10 protein-coding genes are annotated in these 15,301 nt (G+C 36.6%); 4 read left to right on the top strand and 6 right to left on the bottom strand.

Features of this window, described 5'->3' with window-relative positions; genetic code table 11:
* Positions 1 to 11 precede the first annotated feature (11 nt).
* Positions 12 to 2,903, bottom strand: coding sequence for a TonB-dependent receptor (locus Q4496_RS02350; protein ID WP_303609872.1), 2,892 nt, complete (start codon positions 2,901 to 2,903; stop codon positions 12 to 14).
* Between the two features lie 597 nt (positions 2,904 to 3,500).
* Here Q4496_RS02350 and Q4496_RS02345 point away from each other — a divergent pair.
* From Q4496_RS02345 to Q4496_RS02335, 3 genes are all read left to right on the top strand, one after another.
* Complete coding sequence (locus tag Q4496_RS02345) at positions 3,501 to 4,427, top strand: DMT family transporter (RefSeq protein WP_215971773.1); 927 nt, start codon at positions 3,501 to 3,503, stop codon at positions 4,425 to 4,427.
* A 303-nt stretch (positions 4,428 to 4,730) separates the two neighbouring features.
* Positions 4,731 to 6,032 carry a D-tagatose-bisphosphate aldolase, class II, non-catalytic subunit gene (locus Q4496_RS02340; RefSeq protein WP_215971774.1) on the top strand — a complete coding sequence of 434 codons (1,302 nt, stop codon included), beginning with the start codon at positions 4,731 to 4,733 and terminating at the stop codon, positions 6,030 to 6,032.
* On the top strand, positions 6,032 to 7,147 hold the full coding sequence (locus tag Q4496_RS02335; RefSeq protein ID WP_303609871.1) for an SIS domain-containing protein: 1,116 nt from the start codon (positions 6,032 to 6,034) through the stop codon (positions 7,145 to 7,147). The genes Q4496_RS02340 and Q4496_RS02335 overlap by 1 nt, the downstream gene beginning before the upstream one ends.
* 127 nt (positions 7,148 to 7,274) lie before the next feature.
* Here the strand turns inward: Q4496_RS02335 and Q4496_RS02330 are convergent, their stop codons facing one another.
* The 3 genes from Q4496_RS02330 to Q4496_RS02320 are packed head-to-tail and all read right to left on the bottom strand — an operon-like array spanning position 7,275 to position 8,873.
* Entirely contained in the window at positions 7,275 to 7,790 is a 516-nt protein-coding gene (locus Q4496_RS02330; RefSeq protein ID WP_303609870.1) for a methylated-DNA--[protein]-cysteine S-methyltransferase, read from the bottom strand.
* A 28-nt stretch (positions 7,791 to 7,818) separates the two neighbouring features.
* Positions 7,819 to 8,181: a carboxymuconolactone decarboxylase family protein gene (locus Q4496_RS02325; RefSeq protein ID WP_215971777.1), complete on the bottom strand. Its 363-nt coding sequence runs from the start codon at positions 8,179 to 8,181 to the stop codon at positions 7,819 to 7,821.
* A 17-nt stretch (positions 8,182 to 8,198) separates the two neighbouring features.
* Positions 8,199 to 8,873, bottom strand: a complete 675-nt coding sequence (locus tag Q4496_RS02320) for a 3-hydroxybutyrate dehydrogenase (RefSeq protein ID WP_303609869.1) — start codon at positions 8,871 to 8,873, stop codon at positions 8,199 to 8,201.
* 288 nt (positions 8,874 to 9,161) lie between these two features.
* Between Q4496_RS02320 and Q4496_RS02315 the strand changes: the two genes are divergently transcribed.
* The gene (locus Q4496_RS02315) at positions 9,162 to 11,549 is read left to right on the top strand and encodes a Tex family protein (protein ID WP_303609868.1); all 2,388 of its coding nucleotides are present in this window, start codon (positions 9,162 to 9,164) and stop codon (positions 11,547 to 11,549) included.
* A gap of 454 nt (positions 11,550 to 12,003) precedes the next feature.
* Here Q4496_RS02315 and Q4496_RS02310 read toward each other — a convergent pair whose 3' ends face one another.
* Both Q4496_RS02310 and Q4496_RS02305 read right to left on the bottom strand, forming a co-directional pair.
* Positions 12,004 to 13,638: a methyl-accepting chemotaxis protein gene (locus Q4496_RS02310; protein WP_215971779.1), complete on the bottom strand. Its 1,635-nt coding sequence runs from the start codon at positions 13,636 to 13,638 to the stop codon at positions 12,004 to 12,006.
* Positions 13,639 to 13,877: 239 nt separating this feature from the next.
* The gene (locus tag Q4496_RS02305) at positions 13,878 to 14,930 is read right to left on the bottom strand and encodes a DcaP family trimeric outer membrane transporter (RefSeq protein ID WP_215971780.1); all 1,053 of its coding nucleotides are present in this window, start codon (positions 14,928 to 14,930) and stop codon (positions 13,878 to 13,880) included.
* Positions 14,931 to 15,301: the final 371 nt, after the last annotated feature.

Here is a 15,301-nt window from a genome sequence, read left to right as displayed (position 1 = left end):
TTTTTTAGGTCTTAAAACTTATATCTAATGCCTACACTATAACTCCGGCCCCATTCAGAGTAGCCACCAGAGCCTGTTAAGCTTGTTGAGCCGTTGTATCCTTGCCAGCCATCATCTAAAAGATTATCAATTTGAACAAAAGTCTCTAAGCCTTCAGATATATAGAAGGTCGCAGAGGCTGATGCCCAAGTAGAAGCTGTTGCAATCGCTTTATACGTACTTTCAGTTATACCGTCAGCATTAGGAGCATTTAATGATGACCAATGAGAGGTTACAAAGCTTTCGGTGTGATCAGCGGATAAGCTTAAACTCATGTAGTCGTTATTATACATTAAGCTAAGTGAATACGCTGTGTCAGGAATTCCGGCTAATACGCCAATAACATAACCATCTACAATAGACTCTGTATCAATATAGGTATAATTGGCGACAACGCCAAAGCCAGACTCAAAAAAGTGTTGCATGGCAAATTCATAACCTAATACTTTAGCTTGGTCTAAATTTAGCGGTTGATTTACCCCAAATACGACATCTTCAAAACCTTGAGGATCCCATGGTCGAGGGTTATTTACACTGTAAACTGGCGCATCTTCTCTGTTGTTGACGTAAACATCTTGCCCTCCTTGAACGAAACCATCGATATCTTTGTAAAATAGTGCCGCTGATAGCGATGAGCCTTTTTGATAATACCATTCAATAGAGACATCGACTTGTTCAGCCGTAACAGGTGTTAAGTCAGGGTTACCAAGCTTGTTAATGGTGTATTCGCCCCAAGTGGAAGGGGATGTATCTATTTGTGTTGACAGTTTATCAATTTCTGCTCTTGCCATTACTTCTGCGTAAGAAAAACGCACAATTAATTCATCAGAAAATTCGAATTGCAAATTAACTGATGGTAATAATTCACTATAGTCATTACTAATTGAAATAGGTGTTCTCTCACCATGGACAACGATATGTGTCCATATATCGGCGGGTGATTGATCAATATAAGCAATTGGCCAATCCCAACCTGTTGAGGTAGTTTCAGTTTGAACGTAGCGAAGCCCAATATTACCTGAAACGTTTACTGAATCGAATTCATGACTAAAATCAGCTTCTAGGTAAAGAGCAATCGTTTCTTCTGCAACTGCACCAGACAAATCTGAATTCCATGTAGGAAAAAGTGCGTCTGAATAATCATCCACATAAGGTACGCCTGTGACAGGATCTATGATATTTGGATTGCCATCAGCGGCCCTAACGCCATTGAAAGCTTGTTCAACATCAAAAATAGCAAACTCTCGAGGGAAATCACCACCTACATTGTCTAAGAAGTTATCGAAAGGAAAAGCTTGAACAACATCAACACCCACATCTGACCATGAAAATGGAGCACCGCTATATAAAGACATAGAAGAAACGTTATCAAGTTGTGTACGTTCTTTTGTACGTTTATTATAAACAATACCGGTATGAATATTATTAACAATAGGCATATCTAAAAAGAGATCATATTTAAGTGAGGCACCAATCACTTCATCTTCTATGTCAACTCCTTCTAGTTTGGTGAAATGAGGACCAAATTGGCTATTCTCTACTAAATCACTAACTTCACTAATGCCTGCTGTATTATCAATGAAATTGAGATCAATACTGGGAAGCTCTCCTGGTGCTAATGTCACTCTGGATGTTGTTGAACCAGCAACGGATGCTAAAGGAACTGAAACAACAAATCTATCCTTACCACCTGCTTCACGTTTTGCATTTGATAAATATAAGTCACCGCTAAGTACTGAGTTTTTTGTTAAGTTATATTTAGCGTTGAGGCCTAAGTTTAAAGTGTCAACCACACGATGTTCTTCTAAAGTCACTAATTGTGGCACTAAGTTATCAACGGTTAACCCTGTAATTAAAATACCGTCAGGATTTAATTCAGTTGTTGGTCCTCCGTATTCTACATCTCTCCAATTTGAAGAGTCGGGAAAATAATAAGACTCTGTATAGCCTTTCACCGGTGTATCTAAGCGAGTGAACAGGGCGTCAACTACAATATCTAAGTCATCATTAGGGCGATATTGAAAAGCTGCTGAAATAGCTGTCCGTTCTTTATTTTCTTCGTATGCTGTGTAAGCGATAGTGCCGGGAAAAACTAATTCTCTATCTGCTGCATCATTCGTGTCGCCATCACCATTACGATCCCAGTTCCAGTTATCTGCTGATGCGGCATTAAAGTTATTATCTGATAATGAATCTGTTCGTGTAGGTGTTCTACTATAAAGGGCAGAGAATAAAATTCCCATGGTGTCGTCAGCAAAGGTGTGCGAGCCTACACCGGTCATTTTATAACCATATTTTTCAGCTTGATCGCCATACTGGCCTGTGAAAGAAGCCGATCCATGTGTGCCTAGATTGTCAAAAGGTCGTGCGGTAACAAGGTTGACTGCACCACCAATACTGCCTTCTAATTGTGAAGCTTTGCTCGACTTTAAAACCCAAGCCTCTGAAATAACTTCTGCTGGCAATACATCAAAAGCAAATTCACGACCACTTGAGTCAGTTGCCATAATGCGTTCATTAATCGTAACAATACTAAATTCGGGCCCTAAACCTCGAATATTAACGCCTTTACCCTCACCACCACTGGTTCTATCGATGGTAACACCGGTTATGTGCGATAATGAGTCAGCAACGTTAGCATCAGGGAATGCACCTAATTCACTTGCGGTAATTCCATCCATTATAGAATCAGCATCACGCTTATAATCTAATGCTTTTATTAAACCTGATTGAGAAGAAGTAACTGTAATTACTTCCATATCGCTTTCAGACTGTTTTTGATTTTCAGCTGAATAAGCGGTATTCGTACAAAAAAACAGGCCAATTGCTACTGTTAACGCATTCTTTACAAATATATCCTTCATGACTTCATGCCTTAATATTTATTTTAATTCAATGTTTTTTTTGTTTTATTTGTAACATTAAAACAGTAACAAAAGAGAATGTATCTTTCAAGTTCCTTCATAGTGTCTGTTTTTAGTTTTCTTTATTTACGTTTTTTTGGGGGGGGATCTCTTTATTACTTGAATAGCTGGGGTCATGTCAAAGTTATAATGAATACTTATCACTATAATATTTTTAATAGTGAAATAACATTTGCTGCTAGAAGCTTTATAAGAAGGAGAAGTAATACAGTATTGTCTCTAATTTATTCAAGCCTCGTTACCTTTCATTTTTTAACTAACAATAATATATGAAGCTTTCGTTTGTTGTCATAAGTCGTAGGGTGATGTAGTATGAAATAATCAGTAAATAATGAAGCGTATAACAAGGTATTTAAATGGCATTGGTTATCGAGTTAAGCCCACTAATGCATAACGATAATGCTTCAAGCCGTTATACATTAGGTTGGTTAAATAGAAAGTAAGTAAAATATAAGTTAAAAGAATGGGTTATCATTTTTGTTAAAAATAATTAACTTATTTTGAAAATTTTACATAATTCATAATAAGAGGTAAATAATGAGTACAACTGATGTTGATAAAGGAAAGCACGTAGGTGTATTAAAAACAAAAAATAGTAAGTATAGCTGGTTGACGTTTTCAATAATCACTATAACGCTATGGGGAACATGGGGAGCATTGATTTCTATTCCTGAGCAGAATAATTTTCCTGCAGAGCTTGGTTTTATAATGTGGGCTTTATCCATGATAGTACCAGCGTTTTTTGCATTAAAAAGTGTGGATTGGAAATTAAATACAGGAAAGTTTTCAATAATATTTGGCAGTATTATTGGCTTACTCGGCGGTGTAGGACAGCTCATTTTATATTCAGGTGCAATTGCCAATGGTCCTGCGTATTTAATCTTTCCAATAATTGCTTTAGCACCTGTTGTCACTATTATTATGTCGCTGATTTTTCTAAAAGAAAGAGCAGGAGTAAAAGGCTGGCTTGGTATTGCGCTAGCAATAATTGCTGTGCCATTCTTAAATTACTCTGAAGCAGGAGCGGGTGGAGAACATTCTGGTTGGTTGATCTTTGCATTATTAGTTTTTCTTGCTTGGGGGGTTCAAGGTTACTTTATAAAGTATGCTAATGAAAAAATAGAAGCCGAAAGCATTTTCTTTTATATGGCACTTACTAGTTTACTGCTTTGCCCGGTTGCGTGGTTAATGGTTGATACGCCAATGGCCGCTAATTGGCATTGGGATGGGGCTGGATTAGCTTTTACTATTGGTTTATTAAACTCTTTTGGAGCATTATTTTTAGTATTCGCTTTTCGATATGGAAAAGCGATTGTTGTTAGCCCTCTTGTGAATTGCTTGCCGCCTATTATTACCAGTATCCTTTCATTAATAATGCTTTCGGTATTACCAACACTTGTTGTGGGGATTGGTATGTTGATTGCGTTGATTTCAGCGTATTTCTTGGCTTTTGATGAGTCATAAAAATACCTAGGTTGTTGGTGAAATTATAGTTAAGCTAGTAACCATTAGCTTATATTAACCTAATGAATATATAGGGTATTTTTTGTTAAATAATGATTTATTTATATTTTAATATTGTTTATTGCAATAAAACTCAACATGCCTAGCTCAATAGGAAATTAGTTAAGTTTCTTGCGTGGTTAATAAAGTAAATGTAAATAAATAGATAAAAAAACAAAAGCATTTGAAAAGATGTGTAAACAATGTTAGATTTCACTTTTTAATAAATGATTATTGGATTTCTAGTTTACCTTAAGGCTTTTTATGAATGAAATAACACAGATAATGACAGACAACAAGAATGGTATTCCACGTGGTATTTATTCTGTATGTAGCGCTCATCCGACAGTAATAGAAGCAGCATTGCTTCAGGGCGTTGAAGATAATTCTCCTGTGCTTATAGAAGCGACAGCAAATCAGGTTAATCAATTTGGTGGCTACACCAATATGAAGCCTGCTGACTTTACCGTTTTTGTAAAAAAAATCGCTGAAAAGGTTAAATTTCCGATAGCTAACATCATTTTTGGTGGCGATCATTTAGGGCCAACTTGTTGGACTAGTGATACAGCAACTGATGCGATGGAAAAATCAAAGCAATTGATCGAAAGTTATGTTGCTGCTGGTTTTAAAAAAATTCATTTAGACACCAGCATGCAATGTGTGGATGACTTAGCACCTCTTTCAGATGAGACAGTTGCTAAGCGAGCTGCGATACTTTGTAAAGTAGCTGAAGAAACAGCGATACGTGAATTTGGTAAATCAGATATTTTATATATTGTGGGTACTGAAGTACCTCCACCAGGCGGTGCTAAAGAAGAAATCGATACCTTAGAAGTTACCCCTGTAAGTAATGTTAAAGAAACAATTAGTGTTCATGAAGCTGAGTTTTTAGCAAAAGGCTTAAATGACGCTTGGACACGAGTGATTGGGTTAGTTGTTCAACCCGGTGTAGAGTTTGATAACTTTACTGTCTTTAAATATGACGCAGAAAAAGCTAAACCATTAAAAAGTTTTGGGGCTAGCATGCCAAGGCTGGTATTTGAAGCACACTCTACAGATTATCAACCTCCTGAAGCATATAAAGCATTAGTGCAAGATCATTTTGCTATTTTAAAAGTGGGACCTCAACTTACTTTTGCTCTTCGAGAATCGCTTTTTGCATTAAGTTTTATTGAGCAAGAGTTAGTAGATAATGTTTCACTATCAAATCTACGTGAAGTTTGTGAAACCGTTATGTTAGAGAATCCAAATGGCTGGGATAAATTTTATCCACATGACCAAAACAATTTAGCAACTTATAGACGTTATAGTTTTAGTGATCGTATTCGCTATTATTGGAATAATGAAGTCATTGAGAAAGCAATAGATAAGTTATTTGAAAACCTTAAAGGCATTGAGATTCCATTGCCTTTATTGAGTCAATTTATGCCAAAGCAATATGATGCTGTAATAGCTGGCAAGCTTAATAATTCACCTAAAGCTTTAGTGTTAAATAATATTATGCAAGTGACTAAAATATATGCGGATGCATGTCACTTTCAAACAACATCAAGAGTAAAAAAATAATGAATGAGTACTTATCAATATCTACCGAGAGCTTAAAGAAAAACAATGCTTTTTGGACGGCAAAAGAAATAACACAACAACCTGAGTGTTGGTCAATTACCCGTGATTTAGTACGTAATAATGATGAATTAGCACCTTGGTTAGAAAGTGTTTTGGCAAAAGAAAATTTACGTATCATTCTAACGGGTGCCGGTACATCTGCCTATGTTGGTGAGGCATTAGCACCGCATTTAACGAAAGCATGTAACCGTTTAGTTGAGGCTGTAAGTACTACGGATATTGTATCAAGTCCTGATCAGTACCTCATTAGCAGTATTCCTACGTTACTAGTATCATATGGGCGTTCAGGTGATAGCCCTGAAAGTGTTGCTGCGATTAAACTAGCAGATCAAGTACTTGATGATTGTTACCATTTGGTCATCACGTGTAATGAAGATGGCAGTCTTGCTAGGTATGCCAATGAGTCTGAAAAAGCATTCAGTGTTTTAATGCCAAGCCAATCACTTGATCAAAGTTTTGCAATGACCAGTAGTTTTACTTCAATGTATGTTGCGACACTCGCTATTTTTGCTGCAGATGATAAGCAGTTAGCTTTTGCTATTGACGCAGCACAACATGTGATTGAAACATTGTGCCCAACAATACAAGACATTAGTCAGCTGAATAATACCAAACAAATTTTCTTAGGCTCTGCAGCACTTTCTGGAATGGCAAAAGAAGCATCGTTAAAATATTTAGAATTAACTGCCGGTAAAATAGGTTGTTTTTGTGAAAGTTCTTTGGGTTTTCGACACGGACCGAAATCGAACGTTGATGAGAAGAGTATCATCATAATGCTTGACTCAAATGATGAATATATTAGTCATTATGATAATGATATGGTCAATGAGTTAACTGCCAATGCTATTGCGATGAAAGTGGTTACATTAAAGGGCCTTTTACCAGAAGTGCCTGACGATCTTAGTGATGTATGGCTTGGGCTACCTTATATTGTTATTTGCCAAATACTGTCGTTCTATAAATCATTATCTTTAAATTTCACCCCAGACAATCCTTGCCCTACTGGTGAAGTGAATCGTGTTGTTCAAGGTGTAAATCTTTATCCTTTCGGATAAGTAGCATTCACATCAAAATGGTTTTAGCAAACAATGGTACGGCTTTGTTTAAAAGTCTGCCATTAAAATAAAAACATCAATCATCATGATTGGTGTTTTTTTGTATAAAGTCATAATGTAGTGAAGACTACTTTAATTCAAACTCTTGTTTGTTTTGTACTTCCTTTTGTTCTAAATTTAACAACCAAGCTTTTCTTTCTAAGCCTCCGGCATAACCGGTTAAGCTGCCATCTTTACCTATCACGCGATGGCAAGGAATAATAATAGAAATAGGGTTCGCACCATTGGCAGCACCAACGGCTCGCACTGCTTTAATATTATCCATTAATTCGGCTTGTTCACTGTAATAACGAGTTTCGCCATAGGGGATCTTTTGTAACGCCTGCCAGGCTTGTTGTCTAAATGACGTTCCTTGAGGGGCTAAAGGTAAGTTAAATGTACTTCTTTTACCGTCAAAATATTGAGAGAGCTGTTTTTTGGCTAATAGTGTTATTTCGTTTTCTTGATAAATATCGGTATTCATTAATTCAATATCTTTAACGCGATCGGTAAATTTAACCCGATAAATAGCATCATGATCGGAAAAAATGGCAAGGTCGCCTAATGGTGTCGGTAAAATACTCAAAAAGAAGTTATTAGTCATAACAATGATATGCCTTAGTAAAGTTGATCTAGTGGTTGTTGAGTATTTCTTTGGCCGCTCGAAAGGCTTCTTGTGCTGCAGGAGCACCGCAATATACGGCACTATGAAGAATTACTTCACGTATTTCTTCCATTGTCGCACCGTTATTTAGCGCGCCTCGAATATGACCTTTTAATTCTTGTGGTGTTCTTAAGGCGGCAAGCATGGCAATGGTAACTAAACTGCGGGTTTTAAGGTCTATACCGCTTCGTTGCCAAGTTGACCCCCAACCATGATCATTAATAAAATCTTGCATAGGTTGAGTGAACTCATCAGCATTATTTAAAGCCCGATCAACAAATTCCTCGCCCATTACTTGTCGACGTATTTTTTCACCTTTAGTTATTGTCATCTTCAATTCTCTTTACATTATTGTGCAGTCCAAGCACCATCCATCGGTAAAGATGAGCCTGTTATACTGCGAGCACTATTACTACATAAGAATAAAATAAATTCACCAATTTGGCGAGGATCCATCATTTCAGGTAATGGTTGCTTTGCCGTGACTAAATTATATTTAGCTTGTTCAAATTCAACATCTTGTTTCTGTGCTATTTCATTAATTTGGTTATTAATTAATGGGGTATCGACCCATCCTGGACAAATAGCATTGACAGTAATACCTTGTTCAGCGCACTCGAGTGCTACTGCTTTTGTTAAACCGACAATACCGTGCTTAGCTGCTACGTAAGCTGATTTATTCAATGATGCAACTAAACCATGAACTGAAGCAATATTAATTATACGGCCCCAGCCATTATTTTTCATGTTAGGTAATGACTGTTGAATAGTATGAAATGCAGCGGTTAAATTAATTGCGATAATAGCATTCCATTTATCTTCAGGAAAGGTAGCTATGCTTTCAGTATGCTGAATACCAGCATTGTTAATTAAAATATCAATTGAACCCATAACCTCTAAAGCATTATGTATAAAAGCTGAAATTTCATGAGAGTCCATGAGATTCGCCTTGTCAAACATAGTTTTTATATGATATTTTTTTGAGAATTTTTCTGCTAATTGTTCGCCTTCTGCTTGACTCATTAAACCATGAGTAAATATCACGAGTAAAAAATTGGTATGTCCATATACCGAAAACGAAGGAAACCAAGGTGATTCTTGTCATTTTAAAGTGTTTATTACTCAGCATATTAACTGGTATAGGTTATTTAATATTTAGCACCATAGTGCTACATACTCTTTTTGATACACTTATATTTTGTTCAAAAGTAGTTAAATGCATATTTAGTAGTTATTCGACAAAGCGACTTTCTGGTATGATTTGCCATTATTGGAAAATACTTATTTATTTAACGTTGGAACTGTAAATCAATGTCAGCTATTGCCGAGCAAATCAGTGAGCAAATTGCTCAAGAACTTAAAGTTAAAACCTCTCAAATTAATGCCGCTATTAACTTATTAGATGATGGGGCAACCGTACCTTTTATTGCTCGTTATAGAAAAGAGGCTACCGAAGGTTTAGATGATAATCACTTGCGTGAACTCGCAACTCGATTGGTTTACCTTCGTGATTTAGAAGCTCGACGCCAAGTTATTTTAACCAGCATAAAACAGCAGGATAAATTGACTGCAGAATTAGCTACACAGATTAACAGTGCTGATAATAAAACCCGATTAGAAGATTTATATTTACCTTACAAGCCTAAGCGTCGCACCAAAGGGCAAATTGCTATTGAAGCAGGCATTGAGCCATTAGCGACTAGTCTTTTTAATAATTGGCAGTTAGATCCTGAACAAGAAGCGCATGCTTACTTAGGTAAGGTCGCTATCAAGAATGCTGGTTTTGATGATGTTGAAGCGATTTTGGCGGGCGCTAGTGCTATTTTAGCCGAGCGTTTTAGTGAAGACGCTAACCTATTACAAAAACTACGTAGCCATATCCTTAAGCAAGCGCATTTAACAAGTAAAGTTGTGAAAGGTAAAGAAAAAGAAGGTACTAAGTTTAGAGATTATTTCGACCATAGTGAAAAATTAAAAACAGTCCCTTCACATCGTATGCTTGCAATGTTGCGTGGCCGTAATGAGGGTTTTTTGCAGTTAAAAATTGATGTTGATCCTAGTCAGGAAAAAAATGCAGTTTCCAGTGCTGAACAAGTTATTAATGATCATTTAACATTGCGTTTAACACAGCAAAAAGCGGCTAGCTTTTTAACCAGTACTGTGCGTTTAGCGTGGAAAAGTAAGTTGAGCGTTAGTTTAAGTAATGAAATTTTAACACAGTTACGTGAGCAAGCTGAGCAACAGGCAATTAAAGTGTTTGCCGAAAATTTATCAGACTTATTAATGGCAGCACCTGCAGGGGCGAAAGTAACACTAGGATTAGATCCCGGTTTACGTACAGGTTGTAAAATTGCCATTGTAGATGCCACGGGTAAATTACTACATACCACCACTATTTTTCCTCACGCTCCACAAAATCATTGGGATAAATCAGTACGTACTTTGGTTAATATATGTCGTCAACATAAGGTTGAATTAATTGCTATTGGTAATGGCACTGGATCCCGTGAGAGTGATAAATTAGTTAGTGATGTTATTGCGCAATTTGACTCTACTACGGGATTAGCGAAACCGAAAAAAATGATAGTAAGCGAAGCCGGGGCGTCGGTTTATTCTGCCTCTGAATTTGCCGCGAAAGAATTTCCAGACCTTGATGTTTCAATACGTGGCGCAGTGTCTATCGCAAGACGTTTACAAGATCCCTTAGCTGAACTAGTTAAGATTGACCCAAAAGCTATTGGTGTAGGTCAATATCAGCATGATGTGAGTCAAAGCCAGTTAAGTAAAAGTTTGGATGATGTTGTAGAAGATTGTGTAAATGCTGTTGGTGTTGATTTAAATTCAGCATCTGTGGCATTGTTAACTCGCGTTGCTGGCTTAAATAAAACGATGGCGAATAATATTGTACAGTTTCGTGATGAACAGGGCGCTTTTAGTAATAGAAAACAATTAAAGAAAGTCGCTCGTTTAGGGCCAAAAGCTTTTGAACAAGCGGCTGGATTTTTACGTATTAGTGGTGGTGACAATCCACTTGACCAGTGTGCTGTTCATCCAGAAACTTACCCTATTGTAGAAAGCATTATTAAGCAGCTTAATATTGATAGTGCCAATTTACTTAATAGCGCAGAGCAATTACAGAAAGTTAATATCAGTGAATTAGTAACTGAGCAATTTGGTGAAGTGACGATTAAAGAAATTATTAAAGAGTTAGTCAAGCCAAACAGAGATCCAAGACCTGAATTTAAAACAGCGACTTTTGTTGATGGTGTTAATAACATAACTGACTTAGAAGTTGGTATGGTGCTTGAAGGGGTTGTTTCCAACGTTGCTAATTTTGGTGCATTTGTTGACGTAGGTGTGCATCAAGATGGTTTAGTACATATTTCGGCAATTACTGATAAATTTATTAGTGATCCACGAGAAATCATCAAAGCTGGTGAAATAGTTAAAGTTAAAGTCGTGGAGGTTGATGCTGCTCGCAAGCGTATTAGCTTAACTATGCGTTTAGATGATAGTGTCAGTAAGAGCGATGGTAGTTCTCAGGCAAAGCATGAAAAGACAAGTAGTCAATATAAGCCTAAAAGTAACAAGTCTCAAGAAGCTGCGCCAAGAAAGCAACATAAGCCTAAAAGTCAAAAAGTAGAAAACGCTGTAATGGGTAATGCTTTTGCCGATGCTTTTGCCAAATTGAAAAAGTAAATTTGTCCTGAATTTAGTTATCTAATTAAGCCATTTAGAATAATCTTTAAGTGGCTTAATACCTTTTTGACGCTGTTAGCGTTGCAACTATTCCCCCAAAAATCGAGTAAAGATAACATTACTAAGAATGGATTATTGCCATTCAATATTTTCGCGCCTAAAAAAATTTAAAATAAATGAAAATAATAGTTGACAATGTAAATGCAAATCATTATCATTTCTATATTGGTTGAGGCAAATGAATGCTCTCTCAGGCGCTTTAACTAATGGAGTAAGGCAGTAGCTTGGTGGTTATGCTTCAGGACACATAATCATCAAGTTTCTTCTTTGCACCTTGATTCAACTTATTCCTTTGGGTCAGTCGATTAAAAATTTTTGATGGTTTTACCAGTACTTACAATTTGTAAGTACTGGTTTTTTTTATTTTACCGATTTATTATTTATCTTGTATCAATTAGAACTTAAATCGTCCAACTACCTCTGACATGCTATGGCTACTGGCTCTTAGCTCCGAACTAGCATCTAAAAGTGACTCTGATGTTGCTAGCGATTCATCTGTCATTCCGGCTAAATCATTAATACGTAAATTGACTTCATCAGCGGCTTGAGTTTGTTGCTCTGTTGCACGTGCTATTTGAGTATTCATTTCTGAAATAAGTTCCATTAGTTTATCTATTTCAGATAAAGCATCATTAGCTTTACTCGTTTGTTCTACAGTTTGGTTAGAAATGTCTTGGCTAACTTGTACTGCAGCTACTGCTTCTTGTGCACCTGCCTGCAACTTTTGAATCATTTGCTGAATTTCATTAGTACTTTGTTCTGTTCTATTCGCAAGTGTTCGTACTTCATCAGCAACGACAGCAAAGCCACGACCTTGTTCTCCGGCTCTAGCTGCTTCAATAGCAGCATTGAGTGCTAATAAATTGGTTTGCTCGGCAATACCGCGAATTACATCAAGTACCGAACCAATATTGTCACTTTCAGCCGCAAGGCTAGTTACCACTTGTGAAACACCATCAATATTAGTTGATAAAGACTGCATTTGGGTTATGGTGTTTGCAATGATTTCTTTCCCGTGATTTGTGTTATTTTGTGCGTCATTGGCGGCATTTTCAGCAGCAGATGCATTATTACTTACATCACGTATTTGTGACGTCATTTGCTCCATTGCCGTTGCGACTTGTGTAGTTATATCACTTTGGTTTTGTGTTAATAACTGTGCGCTTTCGCTGGCATCTGCAACTGACTGAGCACGGCTAAGTACAATATTAGCGTTGTTTGCTACATCGGCAAGGGAATCACGCATTTTAGTCGTAAACTCATTAAAATAGTGTGCTAAACGTGAAATCTCATCTTGTGCCTTTTCATCTAACGTGCGGGTTAAGTCGCCATCTCCTTCAGCAATATCTTTCATTAAGTCAGAGGCTTCGTGAGTAGGTGTGATAATACTTTTGCCGATAATATAACCAAGAAGGGTTATCAATAGTATTAAGATGAAGACATAAATCAGTAATGAATTTCGTTGAGTTTCAAATATAGTATCTACATCATCAATATAGGTACCTGAGCCAATAATCCATTGCCAAGGCGTGAATCCTTTAACAAATGATATTTTATTTACTGGCTGGTCGATACCAGGCTTCGGCCATTTGTAAGGGACAAAGCCTTCACCTTTGTCTCGCACAATATTAACCATATTAATAAATAGAAGAGTTCCATCAGGATCTTTTGTGGTACCAACATCTTTGCCATTAAGTGCAGGTGTTATCGGGTGCATAATTATGCGAGGTGTAAAATCATTTATCCAAAAATAATTACCGTCTTCATATCTCAAGCTATTAAGTACTTCCATTGCTTGCTTTTTAGCTTGTTCTTCATTTAATAAGCCATCGTTTTGTTGTTGATGAAAATGTTCTACTACACCATAGGCAGTTTCAACAACTTGCTGATTAGTATTATATTTTTGTTTTAATAATGATTGATATGCTTGAGATAAGCTAATTGAGCTTAGAATGATAAAACCAGATAAAACCAAGGCTATAAGTAATATTAAGCGCTGTTGGATAGTAAATTTACGTAAAAGTCGCATAGAAACCTCTTTTATAGAAAAGCTATTAAGTTTTAGTATAGACCTTTATAGATCTAATCTACATAGAAATAGCAGCGATATCAGTCATTTTCATGATAATTATAGTACTGATTAATAGAGTTGGAGAGATGATTTTGAAGATTGTTATTTTCTGAAAAAGAGGAAGCAAATGCTTCCTCAAAACAACCTCAACTCGAGGTTGATTAACGCAAGTTAATATAGTTATTAGTGGTTAAGCGCTATAAAACGTATTTAGCTGACAGTTGTAGGTATGTTGAATCTCTGTCAACTTCATCCATTTCAAAGTTACCAATTTCAGCACCAAATGAAAGCTGTTTAGTGATATCTTTAAATAAGTTAACAGCCACGTGATTGCGTTTAGTATCAGCTAAATCGGCATCTGTGCTGCCATAAAATACTGTTGAGCGCATATCGTCAGTCCAAAAATGACGGTAAGCCATCATAAATGAAGTGGTTTTTTCAGCTTTCTCGCCGACTAAATCTCTAGCAGCAACTACACCAACGTAACGACCAGTGTTACCACCATGTACTTGAAAACGGAAATCATCTTTACCAACAGTTTTAATGCGACCGGCAATACCGAAACCTAAAGCAGATTCTGTACTACCACCTACGGTATTTAATTGACGTGCCAAACCAGACACTGAAACGTTACCCCAATCACCTTTAAAAGTATATTTAGCAATGAAGTCAGGAATAGAATCTTGGCTGCTATCGCCTTTGTCAGAATGTGGATTTTCTAATGATAATTGTAAACCACCGTTGGTATAACGAATTTGACCTTGTCTGATGAAAGCAGAAGCATTGAGTGGTCCACCGAAATCAGCGGCTTCAGCTAAAGAGCTAGTGTTTTGGAACGTTGTCCAAGTTTGACCTACTAATATGTTTTTATATTGAATAAATGCATGGCGCAAACGCGGATTTGATGAGTTAGATACTATTTCATTACCACCACCTGAAACGGCGTCACCATAAAAGTCCATTTCAATAAAGCCGGTAACATCGCCATGTACATATTTAGTATTAAAGCGAGTTTCATTTACTGCAATACCAAAATTAGAGGTGCCACCTTCTGCGACTGAGCCACTACCGTACCAATAATCTGTTGGAGAAACATCACCATCGGTGTAGCGAGCATCAACTTTAATATAACCGCCAAAAGTCAATTTATCATTGTCAGAAAGATCGAAGGTGTAACCTGCATTTGCAGCGCCCGCCATCGTTAAAAGACCTATTGCTAACAAGGTTTTACTTTTTTGAATTTTAAACATTATGCTTCCCCATTTTATCTGCCTAAGGCAATATTATTTGTTGTATTAATTATTTTTATTATAAAAATAGATTTTTGTCTCTACTTTCCGATATGGCATGGATTAAGTGTTCATTCGAGTCTTAAGGTAAAATTAATATCTACTTAAAGAAATTAGACATAAGTCTAAAGAGAAGATTTTTAACCTTATACTTTAGTCTAGCGTATCAGTATTAAATAAATTATTGTTGCGGTAAAGATAATTATATTACAGCAGTATGTGTTTCTATTTTGATTGGGTTTGATAACTCAAGCATTAATGCTAAGCATGTTATGAGCTATCAATTAATATAGTTACTTACCGGTGGTAAAGTGCATTGGATAGAATAATAA

This window comes from Colwellia sp. 5_MG-2023, assembly GCF_030547795.1.
Classification (GTDB): Bacteria; Pseudomonadota; Gammaproteobacteria; order Enterobacterales; family Alteromonadaceae; genus Colwellia.
The sequence above is the reverse complement of the archived record's forward strand: the minus strand, read 5'-3'. Positions and strand labels throughout refer to the sequence as shown.

Excerpts from the sequence above, each read along its gene's own strand:
- Q4496_RS02330 (WP_303609870.1), bottom strand. The coding sequence starts at position 7,790 with ATGACTAATAACTTCTTTTTGAGTATTTTACCGACACCATTAGGCGAC.
- Q4496_RS02325 (WP_215971777.1), bottom strand. The coding sequence starts at position 8,181 with ATGACAATAACTAAAGGTGAAAAAATACGTCGACAAGTAATGGGCGAG.
- Q4496_RS02310 (WP_215971779.1), bottom strand. The coding sequence starts at position 13,638 with ATGCGACTTTTACGTAAATTTACTATCCAACAGCGCTTAATATTACTT.
- Q4496_RS02350 (WP_303609872.1), bottom strand. The coding sequence starts at position 2,903 with ATGAAGGATATATTTGTAAAGAATGCGTTAACAGTAGCAATTGGCCTG.
- Q4496_RS02320 (WP_303609869.1), bottom strand. The coding sequence starts at position 8,873 with ATGAGTCAAGCAGAAGGCGAACAATTAGCAGAAAAATTCTCAAAAAAA.
- Q4496_RS02315 (WP_303609868.1), top strand. The coding sequence starts at position 9,162 with ATGTCAGCTATTGCCGAGCAAATCAGTGAGCAAATTGCTCAAGAACTT.
- Q4496_RS02345 (WP_215971773.1), top strand. The coding sequence starts at position 3,501 with ATGAGTACAACTGATGTTGATAAAGGAAAGCACGTAGGTGTATTAAAA.
- Q4496_RS02335 (WP_303609871.1), top strand. The coding sequence starts at position 6,032 with ATGAATGAGTACTTATCAATATCTACCGAGAGCTTAAAGAAAAACAAT.
- Q4496_RS02305 (WP_215971780.1), bottom strand. The coding sequence starts at position 14,930 with ATGTTTAAAATTCAAAAAAGTAAAACCTTGTTAGCAATAGGTCTTTTA.
- Q4496_RS02340 (WP_215971774.1), top strand. The coding sequence starts at position 4,731 with ATGAATGAAATAACACAGATAATGACAGACAACAAGAATGGTATTCCA.